The organism is Chitiniphilus shinanonensis DSM 23277, from assembly GCF_000374805.1.
In the GTDB taxonomy this organism is placed as follows: Bacteria; Pseudomonadota; Gammaproteobacteria; order Burkholderiales; family Chitinibacteraceae; genus Chitiniphilus; species Chitiniphilus shinanonensis.
Genome location: NZ_KB895356.1, coordinates 19,678 through 36,034, shown reverse-complemented (window position 1 = coordinate 36,034; position 16,357 = coordinate 19,678). Strand labels below are relative to the sequence as shown.

Sequence of the window (16,357 nt, the reverse complement as noted above, 5' to 3'; positions counted from 1 at the left end):
TCGGGATCATCACCTTCAACTGGATGTATCGGACGATGGAAGCGCTCAACCTGGTGGAGTCGTTCCTGGTCAGCGCGCAGGCCGGCAGTTTTTCGGCGGCGGCGCGGCGGCTGGGGCTGACGCCGGCGGCGGTGAGCAAGAACGTGGCGCGGCTGGAGGCGCAGTTGGGCGTGCGGCTGTTCCACCGCAGCACGCGCCGGCTCACCCTGACCGACCGCGGCGAGCAGTTCCTGCACGAGGCGGGCGGGCCGTTCGACCAGTTGCAGCAGGCGTTTGCCAGGGCGGCGGAGGACGACGGCCAGCCGGCCGGCACGCTCAAGGTCAGCATGGGTGTGGCGTTCGGCCGCGAATACCTGGTGCCGCTGCTGGGCGAATTCCTGCGGCGCTATCCCGCCATCGTGCCGGACTGGCAGTTCGACAACCGCCCGGCGGATCTGGTTGGCGGCGCGTTCGACGCGGCCATCGGCGGCGGCATCGCGCTGAACCAGGGCGTGGTGGTGCGTGAACTGGCGCCGGCGCACGTGATCGCCGTCGCCGCGCCCGACTATCTGGCGGGGCGCGAGCTGCCGCGCCATCCGGCCGACCTGGCGTGCCTGGAGGGCATCGCCCGGCGCTCCGGGGCCACCGGCCGCCTCTACGCCTGGACCATGCGCAACCGCGCCGGCGAGCAGGCGGCGGCCGACTACCGCGCGCGGCTGGTGTTCGACGATCCCGACGCGATGGCCCATGCCGCGATGGCGGGCCACGGCGTGGCGTTGCTGCCGATGGCGCACGCGGTGCGCTGGCTGGAGCAGGGCGCGCTGGTGCGCTTGCTGCCCGACTGGTATGCCGAACTGGGCGCGATCAGCCTGTACTACCCCAATCGCAGGCTGTTGCCGCCCAAGACCCGCGTGTTCATCGACTTCGTGGTCGAGGCGTTCCGCGAGCGCGGGCTGGCGGCGCGCTTCGACGCGCGCCGGCCATGAAAAAAGCCCCGCGGCGACGGGGCTGACTGGCTGCGCCGTGCCGGGGTGGCGGCATGGCGCAGCGATTTGGCGACGCTCCGGTAGCGCGGAGCTGCCCGGCCGGATTCAGCTCTGGTTCTTGGCGCCGCCGTTCACCAGCCAGCAGATGCTGTAGCGGTCCACCAGCATGCCGAACTGCTCCACCCAGAAGGTCCGTTGCAGCGGCATGGTGATCTGGCCGCCGTCGGCCAGCGCGTTGAAGCGGCGGGTGGCCTCGTCGACGTTGTCGTAGGTCAGCGCCAGCGAAATGCCCTTGATGCCTTCGTACGGCGCGCCGCAGCCTTCCATCCAGTCCGAGGCCAGCAACCGGTTGCCGCCGGGCAGCTCCAGGTGCGCGTGCATGATCAGGTTGCCGTCGACGTGAGGCAGGTGTTCGGCGGCGGGCGAACCGGCCACCGTCAGCAGGGTCAGCGTGCCGCCCAGCGCGCTTTCGTAGTAGCGCATGGCTTCCGCGCAATTGCCCTTGAAGGTGATGTAGGGGGACAACAGCAGGTTCATCGCGATCTCCAGTATTTGATGTGGGCCGCGCGGCATCGGCATCGGGGCGGATCGACCTTCGGGGAGATGAAGGGCGCTCCGCCTTGGGGAGAACACCAATGTGTACACGGTACACATAAGCTAGCATGAGAGAATGGACGGTGTACACATAGGATCGACGATGAGCGACGCTTCCACCCCCTCGCCCAAGCGCAGCACCTACCGGCATGGGGACCTGCGCAACGCCTTGCTGGATGCGGGAATCGCCCTGGCCAGACAGGGTGGCCCGGATGCCGTTGTCCTGCGCGAAGCGACCCGACAGGCGGGCGTGGTGCCCAATGCCGCGTACCGGCATTTCGCCAGCCGCGAGGATCTGTTGCTGGCGGTGCGCGCCTATGCGCTGTCGCAGGTGGCGCACGCCATGGAGGCCGAACTCGACCGGCTCGACCCCAGTATGGACGCGCTGTGTTACGCCCGGGGCAGCGTGCGCGCCATCGGCACCGGCTACCTGCGCTACGCCCACGCCGAGCCCGGCCTGTTCAAGACGGCGTTCTCCTCGCACGAACAGGTGGAATCCGACCACGACCCGGCCAAGGCCGGCGCCAGCGGCATGAATCCGTTCCAGTTGCTGAGCATGGCGCTGGACCGGCTGGCGGCCGCCGGCGGCCTGCCGCCGGAGCGCCGGCTGGGCGCGGAATACCTGGCCTGGTCCGCCGTGCACGGGCTGGCGCTGCTGGTGAGCGAAGGCCCGCTGCACCACCTGCCGGAGCCGCTGCGTCAGGCGCTGGGCCAGCGGCTGCTCGACATGGTGGAAAAGGGCCTGTAGCGCGGCCGACGAAGCTCTTCCGGCTGCGGCGCGCCGGGGCGCCGAGCCTCGTTTGCCGTACGCCTTGTACTGTGTGCGACCGAAGGAAGTCCGGTTGACCGCCTTTCAGGACGTTTCGCGCTTCTTGCCAGGACCGCTACGCGGGGTTTTGTCAGGTGCTTCCGGCCGGCCGCGCCCGCCGCACGACGGGCACGGCCGGGCGCTCAGCGGCGCGGGCGCCGCAGCAGCAGGTAGGCCGCCGGGATCACGAACATCGACAGCAGCGGCGCGGTGATCATGCCGCCGACCATCGGCGCGGCGATGCGGCGCATCACCTCCGAGCCGGCGCCGTCGCCCCACAGGATGGGCAGCAGGCCGACCAGGATGGTCGCCACCGTCATCACCTTGGGCCGCACCCGCTGCACCGCGCCCTCGACGATGGCCGCGCGCACCGTGGCGGCATCGATCGGCAGGCCGGCGCGCTCGCGCGCTTCCAGCGCCTGCTTCAGGTAGAGCAGCATGATCACGCCGAATTCGGCCGATACCCCCGCCAGCGCGATGAAGCCCACCCCGGCCGCCACCGACAGGTGATAGCCGAGCAGGTCGAGGAACCACACCCCGCCCACCAGCGCGAACGGCAGCGTCGCCATGATCAGCAGCGCCTCGTCGATGCGGCGGAAGGTGAGGTACAGCAGCACGAAGATGATCAGTAGCGTGGCCGGCACCACCAGCCGCAGCCGGGCATTGGCGCGCTCCATGTACTCGAACTGACCCGAATAGCCGATGCTGATGCCCGGCGCCGGCCGCAACTGCTGGCCGACCGCCGCCTGGAGATCGGCCACCACCGCGCCCAGGTCGCGGTCGCGCACGTCGATATAGACCCACGACGCCAGCCGGCCGTTTTCGCTCTTGAGCATCGGCGGCCCCTCGCTGACGGCGATGCGCGCCACCGTGCCCAGCGTGATCTGGGCGCCGGCCGGCGTGCGCAGCGGCAGTTCGCGCAGGCGCTGCACGCTGTCGCGCACCTCGCGCGGATAGCGCACGTTGATCGGGTAGCGCGCCGTGCCCTCGACCGTCTCGCCGATGTTCTCGCCGCCAATCAGCCGCGCCACCACCGACTGCACGTCGGCCACGTTCAGCCCGTAGCGCCCGGCGGCGAGGCGATCGACGTCGATGTCGATATAGCGCCCGCCGGACAAGCGCTCGGCCAGGCTGGACGACACCCCCGGCACCGCCTTGGCGATGCGCTCGATCTGCAACGCCGTCTGCTCGATCTGCGCCAGGTCGCTGCCCGACACCTTGATCCCGATGGGGCTCTTGATGCCGGTGGCCAGCATGTCGATGCGATTGCGGATCGGCGGCACCCAGATATTGGCCAGCCCGGGCACCTGCACCACGCGGTCCAGCTCGGCCACCAGCCTGTCCGGCGTCATGCCGGGCCGCCACTCGTGGCGCGGCCTGAAGCGGATGGTGGTCTCGAACATCTCCAGCGGCGCGTTGTCGGTGGCGCTGTCGGCGCGGCCGGCCTTGCCGAACACGCTGGCGACCTCGGGCACGGTCTTGATCAGGCGGTCGGTCTGCTGCAACAGCTCGGCCGCCTTGGCCGCCGACAGGCCGGGCAGGGCGCTCGGCATGTACAGCAGGTCGCCTTCGTCCATGGCGGGCAGGAATTCGCCGCCCAGGCGCGATGCCGGCCACCACGCGGTCAGCAGCGCGGCCAGCGCCAGCGCCAGCGTGGCCCTGGGCCGGCGCAGCACCCAGTCGATCAGCGGCTGGTAGACGCGCACCAGCCAGCGGTTGAGCGGGTTGCGCGCCTCGTCGGGAATGCGCCCGCGGATCCAGTAGCCCATCAGCACCGGCACCAGCGTCACCGACAGGCCCGCCGCGGCCGCCATCGCGTAGCTCTTGGTGAACGCCAGCGGGCCGAACAACCGCCCCTCCTGCGCTTGCAGCGTGAAGATCGGGATGAACGACAGCGTGATGATCAGCAGGCTGAAGAACAGCGCCGGCCCCACCTCCGCCGCCGCGTCGCCGATCACCCGCCAGCGCGCCTCGCCAGCCAGTGGTTCGTCGGGATGCGCGTGCTGCCATGCCTCCAGCTTCTTGTGCGCGTTCTCGATCATCACCACCGCCGCGTCCACCATGGCGCCGATGGCGATGGCGATGCCGCCCAGCGACATGATGTTGGCGTTCACCCCCTGGTAGCGCATCACGATGAACGCCGCCAGGATGCCCAGCGGCAGCGTGACGATCGCCACCAGCGCCGAGCGCAGGTGCCACAGGAACAGCGCGCACACCAGCGCCACCACCACGAACTCCTCCACCAGCTTGTGGCTGAGGTTCTCCACCGCGTGGTCGATCAGCTGGCTGCGGTCGTAGGTGGTGACGATCTCGACGCCCGGCGGCAGGCCGGGCCGCAGCGCGTCCAGCCGCGCCTTGACCGCGTCGATGGTTTCGCGCGCGTTCTTGCCGCTGCGCAGGATCACCACGCCGCCGGCCACTTCGCCCTGGCCGTCCAGCTCGGCGATGCCGCGCCGCATCTCCGGCCCCACCTGCACCCGCGCCACGTCGCCCAGGCGCACCACGGCGCCGTCCACCGTCCTGAGCGGGATCGCGCGGAAGTCGTCCAGCGTCTTCAGGTAGCCGCCGGCCCGCACCATGTACTCGGCCTCGGCCAGTTCCAGCACCGAGCCGCCGGTCTCGCCGTTGGCGCGGGTCACCGCCTCGACCAGGGTGTCGGCGTCGATGCCGTAGCCGGCCAGCTTCGCCGGGTCGGGCACGATCTGGTACTGCCGCACCATGCCGCCGATGGCCGCGACCTCGGCCACGTTGGGCAGCGTCTTCAGCTCGTAGCGCAGGAACCAGTCCTGCAGGCTGCGCAGGTCGGCCAGGCTGTGGCGGCCGCTACGGTCGACCAGCGCGTATTCGTAGATCCAGCCGACCCCCGTGGCGTCCGGCCCCAGCGCCGGCCGCGCGGCGGCGGGCAGCCGGCCCTGCGCCTGGTTGAGGTACTCCAGCACCCGCGAGCGCGCCCAGTACAGGTCGGTGTGGTCGTCGAACAGCACGTACACGTACGAATCGCCGAAGAACGAATAGCCGCGCACCGTCTTCACTCCCGGCACCGACAACATGGTGGTGGTCAGCGGATAGGTGACCTGGTCCTCGACGATGCGCGGCGCCTGGCCGGGGTAGGGCGTACGGATGATGACCTGCACGTCGGACAGGTCCGGCAGCGCGTCGACCGGCGTGGTGCGCACCGCCCACAGGCCCCAGGCCGCCAGCGCGACGGTGGCCAGCAGCACCATGAAGCGGTTGCGGATCGACCAATGGATGAGGGCGGCGATCATTGCGCACCCCCGATGCGGCGCATCGATTCGATCATGATGTCGTCGCCGTGCAGCATCAGGCTGAAGCGCACCGTGTCGCCGACCCGGATGCCCTGCGCCGCCGACGGGCTCATCAGGGTGAACGGCATGGTCATCGCCGGCCAGTTGAGCGCCACGATGGGCTGGTGCGCCAGCGTCACGCTGCCGGGCGCGATGGCCTTGACCACACCGACGCCTTCCAGCGCCGGGGCCGGCGCGCTGGCGGGCTTCGGTGTGCTTGCCATGCGTGCCAGCACCCCGTGCAGGCTGGCTTCGGCGTCGATCATGAATTGCCCGGACACCACCACCTGCTGCCCTTCGCGCAGCCCGGCGACGATCTCGCTGCGACCGTCGCGCTCGGCGCCGACCCGCACCTCGGCCGGGGTGAAGCGGCCCTGGCCATCGGCGACGATCACCACGCGGCGGCGGCCGCTGTCGATCACCGCATCGCTCGGCACCAGCAGCGCTGGACGGGCGTCGGGCCCGGCCAGCGCGACGCGGGCGTACAGCCCCGGCCGCAGCCGGCCGTCGCGGTTGGGCAGTTCGATCCGCACCCGCAGCGTGCGCGTCTCGGCCTTCAGTTCGGGCAGCAGCGCCGCCACCTTGCCGGCCACCGGCGCATCGGGCCAGGCGGCGAAGTGCGCCTGCACCGGCGCGCCCACGCGCAAGGCCGCGGCCTGGGCCTCGGGCACGTCGGCTTCGAGCCACACCGTGGACAGTCCGTTGATCCGCGCCAGCGTCTGGCCCGGCGCCAGCGTCATGCCCTGGCGCACGCCCAGCTCGGCCACCATTCCGCCGCGCGGCGCGGCGATCGCCACCACCGCCTGCGGCGGGCCGCCGCGTTCCAGCCGGGCCACCGCGTCGGCGCTCATCCCCAGCTGGCGCAGCCGGGATTTCGCCGCCGCCGCCAGCTCGGCGTCGTCGCGCAGCGCCAGGTATTCCTGCTGCGCCGCCAGCCATTCCGGCACCCGGACTTCGGCCAACGTGGCGCCGGCGGCGACGGTGTCGCCCACCGCCAACGGCGCCACGCGCTCGACGATGCCGGCGGTGCGGGCCTGGACGATGGCCACGTCGCGGTCGTTGAACACCACGCTGCCGGTCACGTCCAGGCCGCCGGTCAGCGTGCCGCGTTCCACTTTGGCGAGCCTGACGCCGGTGTTCTGCGTCAGCCCCGGGTCGATGCGCACCCCCGCCTGGGCCGGGCCGTCGTCGGCGTAGCGCGGTTGCAGCGGCATCTCCATGAAGGGCGATTGGCCGGGCTGCTCGAAATGCACGTCCGGCTTCATCGGGTCGTACCAGTACAGCACCTTGCGCCCGGCCTGGCCGGCCGGCGCGGATGCCGGGTTGGCGGTGGGATGGGAGGTCGCCGCGGCGTGGGGGCGGCCGAGGCTCCAGCCGGCGGCGGCGCCCAGGCCGAGCGTGGCCAGCGCGATGACGAGGGTGGTCCGGGTGTTCATGGATGGGCTCCGGTCAGGAAATGAAGGCGGGCGGTGGCGTCGGCCAGATCGGCTTCCAGCGTCACACCGCGCCATTGCGCGGCCAGCCGCGCCTTGCGTGCGTCGAGCACCGCGTTGCCATCGGCGGCGGCGGCGCGCAGCCGGGCCAGTGCCAGGGCGGCCTGTTGCTCGATCAAGGGCAGGGTGCGGGTGTTGAGGCGGTCGAGCTGCGCGCGCAGCGCGGCCTGTTCGGCGCGGGTCTCGGCGATCTGCCGGCGGTAGTCGGCCAGACGTGCCTCGCGCTCGGCGTCGCGCTGGCGCACGTTGGCGTAGGCGGCGGCGATCTTCGGGTCCTGGCGCGACGCGGCGAAGATCGGCAGCTCGAAGGTGAACTTCAGCATCGCCATGCCCTGGTCCATCGCGTCCAGGCCCCAGCCGAGTTCCACGCCCCAGTTGGGGCGCTTCGCCGCCTGGGCCATCGCCAGCTCGGCCTGCGCGCCGTCGAGCAGGGTGGCGGCGGCGCGGATCTCCGGCTGCTCGGCGAGCAGATCGTCGCCGGCCGGCGCGTCGGCGCCCAGCCAGTCGGGCAGCTCGCCGCTCACCGGCTGGGCGGCGGCTTCTGCGCCCACCCAGCGCGCCAGTTGCGCCTGGGCGCGCAGGCGGTCGCGTGCCAGCTCGTCCCGGGCGTCGTCCAGCTGGGCGCGCTCCAGCCGCGCCGCCAGCGCGCCGTCGGCGCTGTCGCCGCCTTTCAGCCGGGCGAGGGCGGCGGCCTCGCTGCGGCGGATCTCGGCCTCCTGCGCATCCAGCAGCGCCGCCTTGCGGTCGAGGTAGTACAGCGCCAGCCATGCCAGCGTGGTGTCGCGCGTGACGCCCAGGCGGGCGTAGCGCGCCTGGGCTTCGCTGCCTTGCAGCCGGGCGTCGGCGATGCGGCGCTCCGCTGCGCGCAGGCCGGCGTTGGGCACCTCCTGCATCAGGCTGAACGCGCGCTTGGCGCTGCCGATGCGGTAGGCGTCGTCGCCCTCGGTGGGCAGGTCGTCGATCCAGATCGACAGCTTGGGATCGGGCAGGGCGCCGGCCGAACGGGTCAGCGCCTGGGCCGCGGCGGTGGCGGCGGCGCTGGCGGCCAGCTCGGGGGCATGGCCCTGGGCGGCATCGAGCGCCTGCGCCAGGGTGAGGGCGTGCACGGGCACGCTGGCGGCGCCGAGCACGGCGGCCAGCCAGGCAATACGGAAGGGGAACATGGGTCGCTCCACGCAAGTCGGTCGAATGCGTTCGGCGGCGCGCGGGCAGGCCGCGCAGGCGTCAGGGCGTGCGCGTCATGGCGGCGGCCGAACCGGAAACGGTCGGTCGGCGCGGGCTAATTGCGGAATACCTGGTACTGGATGCGCAACGGCGGCGCGGCGGCCACCAGCGTCGGCGGTTCGGGCCGCGCCGGCGCCAGCGCGGCGTCGGTCGGGTCGGGATGGGACGGCAGGAAGAACAGCGCCACGAACAGCGGGATCGGCAGATGCGGCAACTGCACGTCCGCCGATTGCGGCTCCTTCTGGCAATGCGCCTTGCACAGCAGCGGTTGCTCCACCTGCCGCATCTCGCCGCAGTCGGCACGGTCGAGCATCGCCATGCCGGTCGCCGCCGTGGCGGCGGGCAGCGCCTCGGCGCAGGCGTAGGCGGCCGTCACCAGCTGGGCGAACACCAGCAGCAGGGCGGTCAGGTACGCCAGAAAGGGGGATGTGCAACGTCGCGACATGGCCCGACGATTGTAGCGACAAGCGCTGGTTATCATGTGATCCGGCGCTTGATCCAGATCAACCGGCCACGCCGCGTGCGGCGCGGTTCATGCCCGCCCCGTTCTTTGGCAAGATGGCCGGCCCGGCGCCGCCCGCCACCCGTACAGGCCGAACCGATGTCCGATACCACTGCCGCCACGCCTTCCCGCCTGCTGTTCCTGCCCGGCGCCACCGGCAATCCCGATTTCTGGGCGCCGGTGGGGCAGTTGCTGAAACATCCGGCCGAACAGCGTTACCTGGACTATCCCGGCATCGGCCCCACCCCGGCCGACCCCGCTGTGCGCGGCATCGACGATCTGGTGGCGCGCACGCTGGCGCAGATGGATCGGCCGTGCGCGCTGGTGGCGCAATCGATGGGCGGCGTGGTGGCGGTGCGCGCCGCGTTGCAGCGGCCGGCGCTGGTCACGCACCTGGTGCTGGCGGTGACCTCGGGTGGCGTCGATGTCGCCGGCCTGGGCGGTCACGACTGGCGGCCGGATTTCCTGCGCAACCATCCGCATGGCGCGCGCTGGCTGCTGGCGCCGCAGCCCGACCTCGGCGCGCGGCTGGCCGAGCTGACCATGCCGGTGCTGCTGCTGTGGGGCGACGCCGATCCGATCAGCCCGCCGGCGGTGGGGCGGCGGCTGGCGCAGGCGCTGCCGACGGCCACGCTGCACGTGATCGCCGGCGGCGGCCACGACCTGGCGCGCGCCAGGGCGGAGATCGTGGCGCCATTGATCGATGCCCATCTGACGCCGCGGCGCGGCTGACCGCGCTTGGCCGGCGTTGCGCGGCTGCGAAACTTGGGCGCGTCGGTTATGACAAATGGTTGAATCGGGCGCGATGGCGGCTGCCCACGACCGAGGCAATAAATGCAGATGTGGGCAGGATGGCCGTTACGGCCGCCGCCGCATCGTGGAACGATGCATCCGTTCGCGCAGTGCCCCGCCACCACAGGAAGAACACGATGACCGCCCGAGTCGCCACTGCGTTCGCCGCGCATGATCCCACCCGCCGCATCCGGCGGCTGATCGTGGCCGTCGCCGTCTTCCTGTTCCTGGGCGCGCTGCTCAGCGGCTTCTACCGCCTGCAACAGAACCTGGACACCGAATACCGGCGCGTCGGCGAAGCGGCGGCCTACACCGCCGCGAGCCTGGACCATGAGCTGGACCTGCGGCGCAAATACGTGGAGATGGTGGCCGACCAGGCCGGCGAGCTGTTGAACGGACGCTACACGCCGGATCTGCAACTGGTGCGCGGCCTGCGCCCCACGCCGGATGGCGTCGCCTACACCCTGGACGTGCCGCCGGGGTTCACCGCCAGCGAGTTCGGTTTCCTGATGGGGATGGGGCCGGTGCCCACCATCGATTCCGGGCTGGCGCGCGAGATGGCGATGGCCATCGGCCTGACGCCGCTGTTCAAGGTGCTCAAGCGCCACGACCGGCACCTGCCGTGGGTGTACTACCGCTCGGCGCGCGGTTTCGTCTACTTCTACCCGTCGCCGGAGAGCGAGACCGGGCGGCGCTACTTCTACAACCGCGACGACGAGCGCAAGCCGATCTACGCCGACGCGCTGCCGCTGGCCAACCCCCAGCACAAGCTGTTCTGGACGCCGGTGTACGACGACGCCAACGGCAAGGGCAAGGTGGTCACGCTGAGCAAGCCGCTGTACGAGCGCGACCAGTTCCGCGGGGTGGTCAGCCTGGACATCGCGCTGCGCACCCTGCTCGACACCATCCGGGTGCGCAGCATTCCCCATTCCACCATCGGCCTGGCCGACCGCGCCGGCCGCAACCCGCTGGACCCCGATGCCGAGCCGCTGCCCGCCGAGGTGCTGCAAGCATCGCCCGGGCAGTTCCGGCGCAGCGGCGACGCCACCTACCTCATCTATCCGCTGAAGGCGGCCGACTGGTCCCTGGTGGTGCGCACCGACCACCGCGCCATGCTGTGGGCCGCGTTCTCCGCCACCTTGCTGCTGGTGGGCGCCATCGTGATGTCGTTGCTGTCGATGGTGCTGCTGGTGCTGCTGGCCGGCGCCATGCGCCACATGCAGTCGATGTCGATCCAGGACGGCCTGACCGGCCTGTTCAACCGCCGCCATTTCGACGAGATCGCCAAGCGCGAATTCGCCCACAGCCGGCGCAACGGCCAGTGGCTGGGCCTGGCCATCCTCGACGTGGATTTCTTCAAGAAATACAACGACCACTATGGTCATCCCAGCGGCGACACCGTGTTGCGCGGCGTCGCCGACGCCTTGCAGGCCACGCTCAAGCGCGCCACCGACGGCGTGTTTCGCGTCGGCGGCGAGGAGTTCGCCGTGTTGGTGCAACTGGACGATCCGGCACGCATGCCCGACTTGGCGGAGCACATCTGCGACGCGGTGCGCGCGCTGGCGATCCCGCATGCGCAGAGCAATTGGGGGCTGGTCACCGTCTCGCTGGGCGCCGTGGTGGTCGGCCCCGGCAGCCGGTTCGACCTGGAGGCCGCCTACCGTGCGGCCGACGAGGCGCTGTACCGCGCCAAGCAGGGCGGTCGCAATCGCGGCGTGGTGGACGGCGAGGCGGCCAGCGGCGCCGATGCGCCCTAGCGTGCCGCCAGCCGCTCCAGCAGCCGCTGCCGCACCGCCGGCCATTCGTCGTCGATGATGCTGAAGCGCACCGAGGTGCGCTTGCGGCCGTCCGGCATGATGCGCTCGTTGCGGATCACGCCTTCCTCCACCGCGCCCAGCCGCAGGATGGCGGCGCGGGATGCCGCGTTGAGCACGTCGGTGGTGAACTGCACCCGCACGCAATCCCACGCTTCGAACGCGTGTTGCAGCATCAGGAACTTGGCTTCGGTATTGGCGGCGGTACGCTGCCAGGAGCGCGCCAGCCAGCTGCTGCCGATCTCCAGCCGCCGGTGCTCGCGGTCGATCTTCCAGAAGCGGGTGGAGCCGATGATGCGGCCGCTGGCGCGCTCCACCGTGGCGAACGGCAGCACCGTGCCCGCCCGCTGCCCCCGCAGCGCCCGCTCGATGTAGTCCTCGACGGTGGCGGCGCTGGGGATCACCGTCACCGGCGATTGCCACAATTCGCCATCGGCCGCCGCCTCGACCAGCGCCCCGGCGTCGGTGGCGCGCAGTTCGCGCAACAGGATGGTCTGGCCAACGAGTTCGGTCATCGGGAGCGGCGCCATGGAGGAAAGTGCCGATTCTAAAGCCTGTGTAATTGAAAACCAAAAGGAATATGGTCCGGATCTGTTGCGTGGCCGGCCAGGAGGCTTCGACGCGGCCGGCGCGGCGTGTCGGCGACGACTGTTGCGGCCCGCCACAGGCACGACTGTCGCTGTCGCCGCTTCATCCCGGCATCCTAAACTGGCCCGCCCACCCGACCGGATTCAAGCATGGACGCAGCCAGTCTTGCCATCGGCATCTACGTGTTCGACGACGTCGAAGCACTGGATTTCGCCGGTCCCTACGAAGTGTTCACCACAGCGGCCCGGGTGCATGGCCGCGACCATGCCGGCGTGTCGCCGTGTTTTCGCGTGTTCACCGTCGGGCGCAACCGCGACGCGGTGAAGGCGAGGGCGGGATTGAAGATCGAGCCGGATCACACCCTGGCCGACCATCCCGCCATCGACTGCCTGATCGTGCCCGGCGGCGTGGTCGGCGCCGAGCTGGAGAAACCCGACGTGATCGCCTGGATTGCCGCCCAGGCCGGCCGCGTGCCGCTGGTGGCCTCCGTGTGCACCGGCGCCTTCCTGCTGGCCCGCGCCGGTCTGTTCGACGGCAGGCGCGCCACCACGCACTGGGAAGACCTGGACGACCTGCAACGCATGTTCCCCGCCGTGCAGGTGCAGCGCGGCGTGCGCTGGGTGGACCAGGGCGCGCTGGTCAGCTCGGCGGGGATCTCGGCGGGCATCGACATGAGCCTGCACCTGGTGGAGCGCCTGCACAGCCGCGAGTTGGCCGTCCGCACCGCGCGGCAGATGGAATTCGACTGGACGGAAAACCCCAGGCCATAGCCCGACCGGCAGGCCGGCACGCTGGATTCATCGATGGGCTCGCCGACGTGACCGCGCAACCCGCAGGATAAACATGACCCGACTTCGACCTTCCACCCCGGCGGACGGCCCGCGTGTGCTCGACATCTGGCGTCGCGCCGTGGATGCCACGCATCACTTCCTCACTGCGCAGGACCGCCGCGACCTCGACGCCGAAGTGGCCGCCTTCCTGCCCCAGGCGCCGCTCGACCTGGCCGTGGATGAACTGGACCGGCCCATCGCCTTCATGCTGCTCGACGCCGACCGACTGGAAGCGCTGTTCGTCGACCCCGACCACCACGGCGCGGGCGTGGGGCGCCTGCTGGTCGAGACGGCGCTGCGGCGCCATCCGGGCCTGCTCACCGACGTGAACGAGCAGAACCTGCTGGCGGTCGGTTTCTACGAAAAGCTGGGCTTCGAGCGCATCGGCCGCTCGGCGCTGGATGGGCAGGGGCGGGCTTATCCGTTGATTCATTTGCGGCATCGTTCCGCGTGACCGGGTGAAATGAAAAAGGCCGTGTGTTGCGCACGGCCCCGTCTGGTGACGCGTGGCCGGTCGCTCGGACCACGGTTAGTCTGCCTTTCCCTGCCTCAACAACCTCAACCCATTCCCCACCACCAGCAGGCTCGCGCCCACGTCGGCGAACACCGCCATCCACATGGTGCCCAGCCCGGCCAGCGTCAGCAGCAGGAACACGGCCTTGATGCCCAGCGCCAGGGTGATGTTCTGCACCAGCACGGTGTGGGTGCGGCGGGACAGGCGCACGAAGGTGGCTACTTTGCGCAGGTCATCGTCCATCAGCGCCACGTCGGCGGTCTCGATGGCGGTGTCGGTGCCCATCGCGCCCATGGCGAAGCCGATGTCGGCGCGGGCCAGGGCGGGCGCGTCGTTGATGCCGTCGCCGACCATGCCGACGGTGCCTTGCCCGCTCAGGTCGGCCACGGCGGCGCGCTTGTCGTCGGGCAGCAGGTTGCCGCGCGCCTGGTCGATGCCGACCTGGTCGGCGATGGCCTGGGCGGTGTGCGGGTTGTCGCCGGTGAGCATCACCGTGTTCACGCCCAGCGCGTGCAGTTCGGCCACGGCGGCGCGGCTGCTGTCCTTCACGGTGTCGGCCACGGCGAACAGCGCCAGCACCCGTTGCGCGTCGAGCAGTGCCACCACGCTCCTGCCCTGGCGTTCCAGCGCGTCCAGCCGCGCTTCCAGTTCGGGCGAGCAGCGGCCCAGTTCCTCGATCAGCCGGTGGTTGCCCAGCCAGTAGTCGGCTTCGTCGATGCGGCCTTGCACGCCGCGCCCGGCCAGGGCGGCGAAGGCGGTCACCTCGTGGCGCGGCACGCCGTCGGCATCCGCGGCCTGGGCGATGGCCAGCGACACCGGGTGGTCGGAGCGCCCGGCCAGACTGGCCGCCAGCGCGCGGCATTCGGCGGCCGGCAGATCGGCGCGCGGCTCGAAGTCGGTCTGCACCGGCTTGCCGTGGGTGAGGGTGCCGGTCTTGTCCAGCGCCAGCCAGCGCAGCGCGCGGCCTTGTTCCAGGTAGACGCCACCCTTGATCAGGATGCCGCGCCGCGCCGCCGCGGCCAGCCCGCTGACGATGGTCACCGGGGTGGAGATCACCAGCGCGCAGGGGCAGGCGATCACCAGCAGCACCAGCGCCTTGTACACCCAGTCGTACCAGCCGCCGCCCAGCAGCAACGGCGGCAGCACGGCCACCGCCAGCGCCAACGCGAACACCAGCGGGGTGTAGACGCGGGCAAAGCGGTCGACGAAGCGCTGGGTCGGCGCGCGCGCGCCCTGGGCGGCCTCGACGGCGTGGATGATGCGCGCCAGCGTGCTCTGGCCGGCGGCGGCGGTGACGCGGTATTCGAACGAGCCGGCCTGGTTGATGGTGCCGGCGAACACGGCGTCGCCCTCGGCCTTGTCCACCGGCAGGCTCTCGCCGGTGATCGGCGACTGGTCCAGCGTCGAGCGCCCGGCGACGATCACGCCATCCAGCGCCAGCCGCTCGCCGGGGCGCACCCGTACCGTGCTGTCCGGCACGACGGTTGCCGCGTCCACCGCCAGCCAGCCGCCGTCGGGCTGGCGCACGGTGGCCTGTTCGGGCGCCAGTTGCAGCAGGCCGGCGATGGCATTGCGCGCACGGTCCAGCGAGCGGGCCTCGATCAGCTCGGCCACGGTGAACAGCACCATCACCATGGCGGCTTCCGGCCACTGGCCCAGCAGCAGCGCGCCGGTCACGGCGATGCTCATCAGCGCGTTGATGTTGAGGTTGCCGTTGCGGATCGCCACCCAGCCCTTGCGGTAGGTGGTCAGGCCGCTCAGCGCCACCGCCGCGATGGCCAGCGCCGCCGCCAGCCACACCGGCCCGGCCAGCCAATCCACCGCCTCGGCGCCCAGCGCCGCCACGCCGGCCAGTGCCAGCGGCCACCAGCGGGTGGGGGACGCGGTCGGCGGCGCCGCTGGCGCGGCCGGGTCGTCCAGCAGTTGCGGTTCGAAATCCAGCGCGCGGATCGCCGCCAGGATGCGCGGCAACGCCTCCGGCGCGTGCGCCACGGTCAGCACCCGTTGCATCAGGTTGAAGTCGAGCGCGGCCACGCCGTCCAGCTGCGCCAGCTTGTTGCGGATCAGCGTTTCCTCGGTCGGGCAATCCATCTGCGCGATGCGGATGGCGCTGCGCGCATGGCCGGCGTCATCCGGCGCGGCGCTGGCCGGGGGCGGCGTGACGTGATCGCCGTGATGCGCATGGTCGTGACCCTGCGCGTGCTGGTGTGGGCGGGCGGGGCCGCACGAATGATCGTGGTTGCAGCAGCGGGCCATGTCGGTTGCCTCTTGGGGGACATGCGCCCAGTACACACCCTGTAGCGGCTACAGGGTCAACCCCGTGGCGGCACGATGCCGAGAGCGCCGCTGCGCCGGCGTTGCCAAGTTCGGTGGCGCATGGCGCTCCGTCATGGCGCGGCGTCCGTCGGGGTGCTTAAGTGAAGCATTTTCAACCCAGGAGCCCGCCATGATCGACCACACCGGCATCAACGTTTCCAACCTCGAACAGAGCAAGCAGTTCTACCAGGCCGTGCTGGCCACGCTGGGCTATGCGGTTCGTCTCGACTTCGGCGTGGCGGTGGGGTTTGGCGACGGCAAGGCGGAGGCGGGCGACGATCCGGGTGGGGATTTCTGGATCAGCCAGGGCGAGCCCTATACCCCGCGCAGCCACATCGCCTTTCGCGCGGGCAGCGCCGAGCAGGTGGCCGCCTTTTACCAAGCCGCCCTGGCGGCCGGCGCGCGGGACAATGGCGCGCCCGGCCCGCGCCCGCATTACCACCCGGGCTATTACGCCGCCTTCGCGTACGACCCGGACGGCTACAACATCGAGGCGGTGTTTCACGGCGGGGATTGAAGTAACCCCACACCTTGAACCACAGAGGGCGGTGAGAACACAGAGGGGTCACAGAGAAAAACAAGAACAAGAGAGAATCTGGCCTTTAGGTCGGC

Annotated in this window: 14 protein-coding genes; 7 read left to right on the top strand and 7 right to left on the bottom strand. The window is 71.0% G+C overall.

Annotation, left to right across the window (positions count from 1 at the left end):
* Window positions 1-35: 35 nt before the first annotated feature.
* Window positions 36-965 carry a LysR family transcriptional regulator gene (locus C556_RS0117025; protein ID WP_018749456.1) on the top strand — a complete coding sequence of 310 codons (930 nt, stop codon included), beginning with the start codon at window positions 36-38 and terminating at the stop codon, window positions 963-965.
* Between the two features lie 105 nt (window positions 966-1,070).
* On the opposite strand, the gene C556_RS0117020 is transcribed toward C556_RS0117025, so the two are convergent.
* The gene (locus C556_RS0117020; RefSeq protein ID WP_018749455.1) at window positions 1,071-1,502 is read right to left on the bottom strand and encodes a VOC family protein; all 432 of its coding nucleotides are present in this window, start codon (window positions 1,500-1,502) and stop codon (window positions 1,071-1,073) included.
* Between the two features lie 160 nt (window positions 1,503-1,662).
* Between C556_RS0117020 and C556_RS0117015 the strand changes: the two genes are divergently transcribed.
* A complete protein-coding gene (locus C556_RS0117015; protein WP_018749454.1) occupies window positions 1,663-2,307 on the top strand; it encodes a TetR/AcrR family transcriptional regulator in 645 nt (214 codons plus the stop codon).
* A gap of 203 nt (window positions 2,308-2,510) precedes the next feature.
* Here the strand turns inward: C556_RS0117015 and C556_RS0117010 are convergent, their stop codons facing one another.
* The 4 genes from C556_RS0117010 to C556_RS21875 form a co-directional block, all read right to left on the bottom strand.
* Window positions 2,511-5,633: an efflux RND transporter permease subunit gene (locus C556_RS0117010; RefSeq protein ID WP_018749453.1), complete on the bottom strand. Its 3,123-nt coding sequence runs from the start codon at window positions 5,631-5,633 to the stop codon at window positions 2,511-2,513.
* Complete coding sequence (locus C556_RS0117005; RefSeq protein WP_018749452.1) at window positions 5,630-7,108, bottom strand: efflux RND transporter periplasmic adaptor subunit; 1,479 nt, start codon at window positions 7,106-7,108, stop codon at window positions 5,630-5,632. Before C556_RS0117005 ends, C556_RS0117010 begins: the two co-directional genes overlap by 4 nt.
* Window positions 7,105-8,328: a TolC family protein gene (locus C556_RS20935; protein WP_018749451.1), complete on the bottom strand. Its 1,224-nt coding sequence runs from the start codon at window positions 8,326-8,328 to the stop codon at window positions 7,105-7,107. The genes C556_RS0117005 and C556_RS20935 overlap by 4 nt, the downstream gene beginning before the upstream one ends.
* 116 nt (window positions 8,329-8,444) lie before the next feature.
* Entirely contained in the window at window positions 8,445-8,834 is a 390-nt protein-coding gene (locus tag C556_RS21875; protein WP_018749450.1) for a hypothetical protein, read from the bottom strand.
* A 156-nt stretch (window positions 8,835-8,990) separates the two neighbouring features.
* Here C556_RS21875 and C556_RS0116985 point away from each other — a divergent pair, with 156 nt between their 5' ends.
* Entirely contained in the window at window positions 8,991-9,623 is a 633-nt protein-coding gene (locus tag C556_RS0116985; RefSeq protein ID WP_018749449.1) for an alpha/beta fold hydrolase, read from the top strand.
* A gap of 197 nt (window positions 9,624-9,820) precedes the next feature.
* Complete coding sequence (locus C556_RS0116980; RefSeq protein WP_018749448.1) at window positions 9,821-11,440, top strand: sensor domain-containing diguanylate cyclase; 1,620 nt, start codon at window positions 9,821-9,823, stop codon at window positions 11,438-11,440.
* Here the strand turns inward: C556_RS0116980 and C556_RS0116975 are convergent.
* Window positions 11,437-12,012: a GNAT family N-acetyltransferase gene (locus C556_RS0116975; protein ID WP_018749447.1), complete on the bottom strand. Its 576-nt coding sequence runs from the start codon at window positions 12,010-12,012 to the stop codon at window positions 11,437-11,439. The two genes, C556_RS0116980 and C556_RS0116975, sit on opposite strands and share 4 nt — an antisense overlap.
* Window positions 12,013-12,234: 222 nt before the next feature.
* Here C556_RS0116975 and C556_RS0116970 point away from each other — a divergent pair, with 222 nt between their 5' ends.
* Window positions 12,235-12,855 carry a DJ-1/PfpI family protein gene (locus C556_RS0116970; protein WP_018749446.1) on the top strand — a complete coding sequence of 207 codons (621 nt, stop codon included), beginning with the start codon at window positions 12,235-12,237 and terminating at the stop codon, window positions 12,853-12,855.
* 73 nt (window positions 12,856-12,928) lie between these two features.
* Window positions 12,929-13,369, top strand: a complete 441-nt coding sequence (locus C556_RS0116965) for an acetyltransferase (RefSeq protein WP_018749445.1) — start codon at window positions 12,929-12,931, stop codon at window positions 13,367-13,369.
* A 75-nt stretch (window positions 13,370-13,444) separates the two neighbouring features.
* Here the strand turns inward: C556_RS0116965 and C556_RS0116960 are convergent, their stop codons facing one another.
* Window positions 13,445-15,685, bottom strand: coding sequence for a heavy metal translocating P-type ATPase (locus C556_RS0116960; RefSeq protein WP_018749444.1), 2,241 nt, complete (start codon window positions 15,683-15,685; stop codon window positions 13,445-13,447).
* A 190-nt stretch (window positions 15,686-15,875) separates the two neighbouring features.
* On the opposite strand from C556_RS0116960, the gene C556_RS0116955 reads away from it, so the two are divergent.
* Window positions 15,876-16,262: a VOC family protein gene (locus C556_RS0116955; protein ID WP_018749443.1), complete on the top strand. Its 387-nt coding sequence runs from the start codon at window positions 15,876-15,878 to the stop codon at window positions 16,260-16,262.
* The last annotated feature ends 95 nt before the right edge of the window (window positions 16,263-16,357 follow it).

Bases quoted from the DNA above. Each gene is read 5' to 3' on its own strand.
- C556_RS0117025 (WP_018749456.1), top strand. From the start codon at position 36: ATGGAAGCGCTCAACCTGGTGGAGTCGTTCCTGGTCAGCGCGCAGGCC.
- C556_RS0117020 (WP_018749455.1), bottom strand. From the start codon at position 1,502: ATGAACCTGCTGTTGTCCCCCTACATCACCTTCAAGGGCAATTGCGCG.
- C556_RS0117015 (WP_018749454.1), top strand. From the start codon at position 1,663: ATGAGCGACGCTTCCACCCCCTCGCCCAAGCGCAGCACCTACCGGCAT.
- C556_RS0117010 (WP_018749453.1), bottom strand. From the start codon at position 5,633: ATGATCGCCGCCCTCATCCATTGGTCGATCCGCAACCGCTTCATGGTG.
- C556_RS0117005 (WP_018749452.1), bottom strand. From the start codon at position 7,108: ATGAACACCCGGACCACCCTCGTCATCGCGCTGGCCACGCTCGGCCTG.
- C556_RS20935 (WP_018749451.1), bottom strand. From the start codon at position 8,328: ATGTTCCCCTTCCGTATTGCCTGGCTGGCCGCCGTGCTCGGCGCCGCC.
- C556_RS21875 (WP_018749450.1), bottom strand. From the start codon at position 8,834: ATGTCGCGACGTTGCACATCCCCCTTTCTGGCGTACCTGACCGCCCTG.
- C556_RS0116985 (WP_018749449.1), top strand. From the start codon at position 8,991: ATGTCCGATACCACTGCCGCCACGCCTTCCCGCCTGCTGTTCCTGCCC.
- C556_RS0116980 (WP_018749448.1), top strand. From the start codon at position 9,821: ATGACCGCCCGAGTCGCCACTGCGTTCGCCGCGCATGATCCCACCCGC.
- C556_RS0116975 (WP_018749447.1), bottom strand. From the start codon at position 12,012: ATGACCGAACTCGTTGGCCAGACCATCCTGTTGCGCGAACTGCGCGCC.
- C556_RS0116970 (WP_018749446.1), top strand. From the start codon at position 12,235: ATGGACGCAGCCAGTCTTGCCATCGGCATCTACGTGTTCGACGACGTC.
- C556_RS0116965 (WP_018749445.1), top strand. From the start codon at position 12,929: ATGACCCGACTTCGACCTTCCACCCCGGCGGACGGCCCGCGTGTGCTC.
- C556_RS0116960 (WP_018749444.1), bottom strand. From the start codon at position 15,685: ATGGCCCGCTGCTGCAACCACGATCATTCGTGCGGCCCCGCCCGCCCA.
- C556_RS0116955 (WP_018749443.1), top strand. From the start codon at position 15,876: ATGATCGACCACACCGGCATCAACGTTTCCAACCTCGAACAGAGCAAG.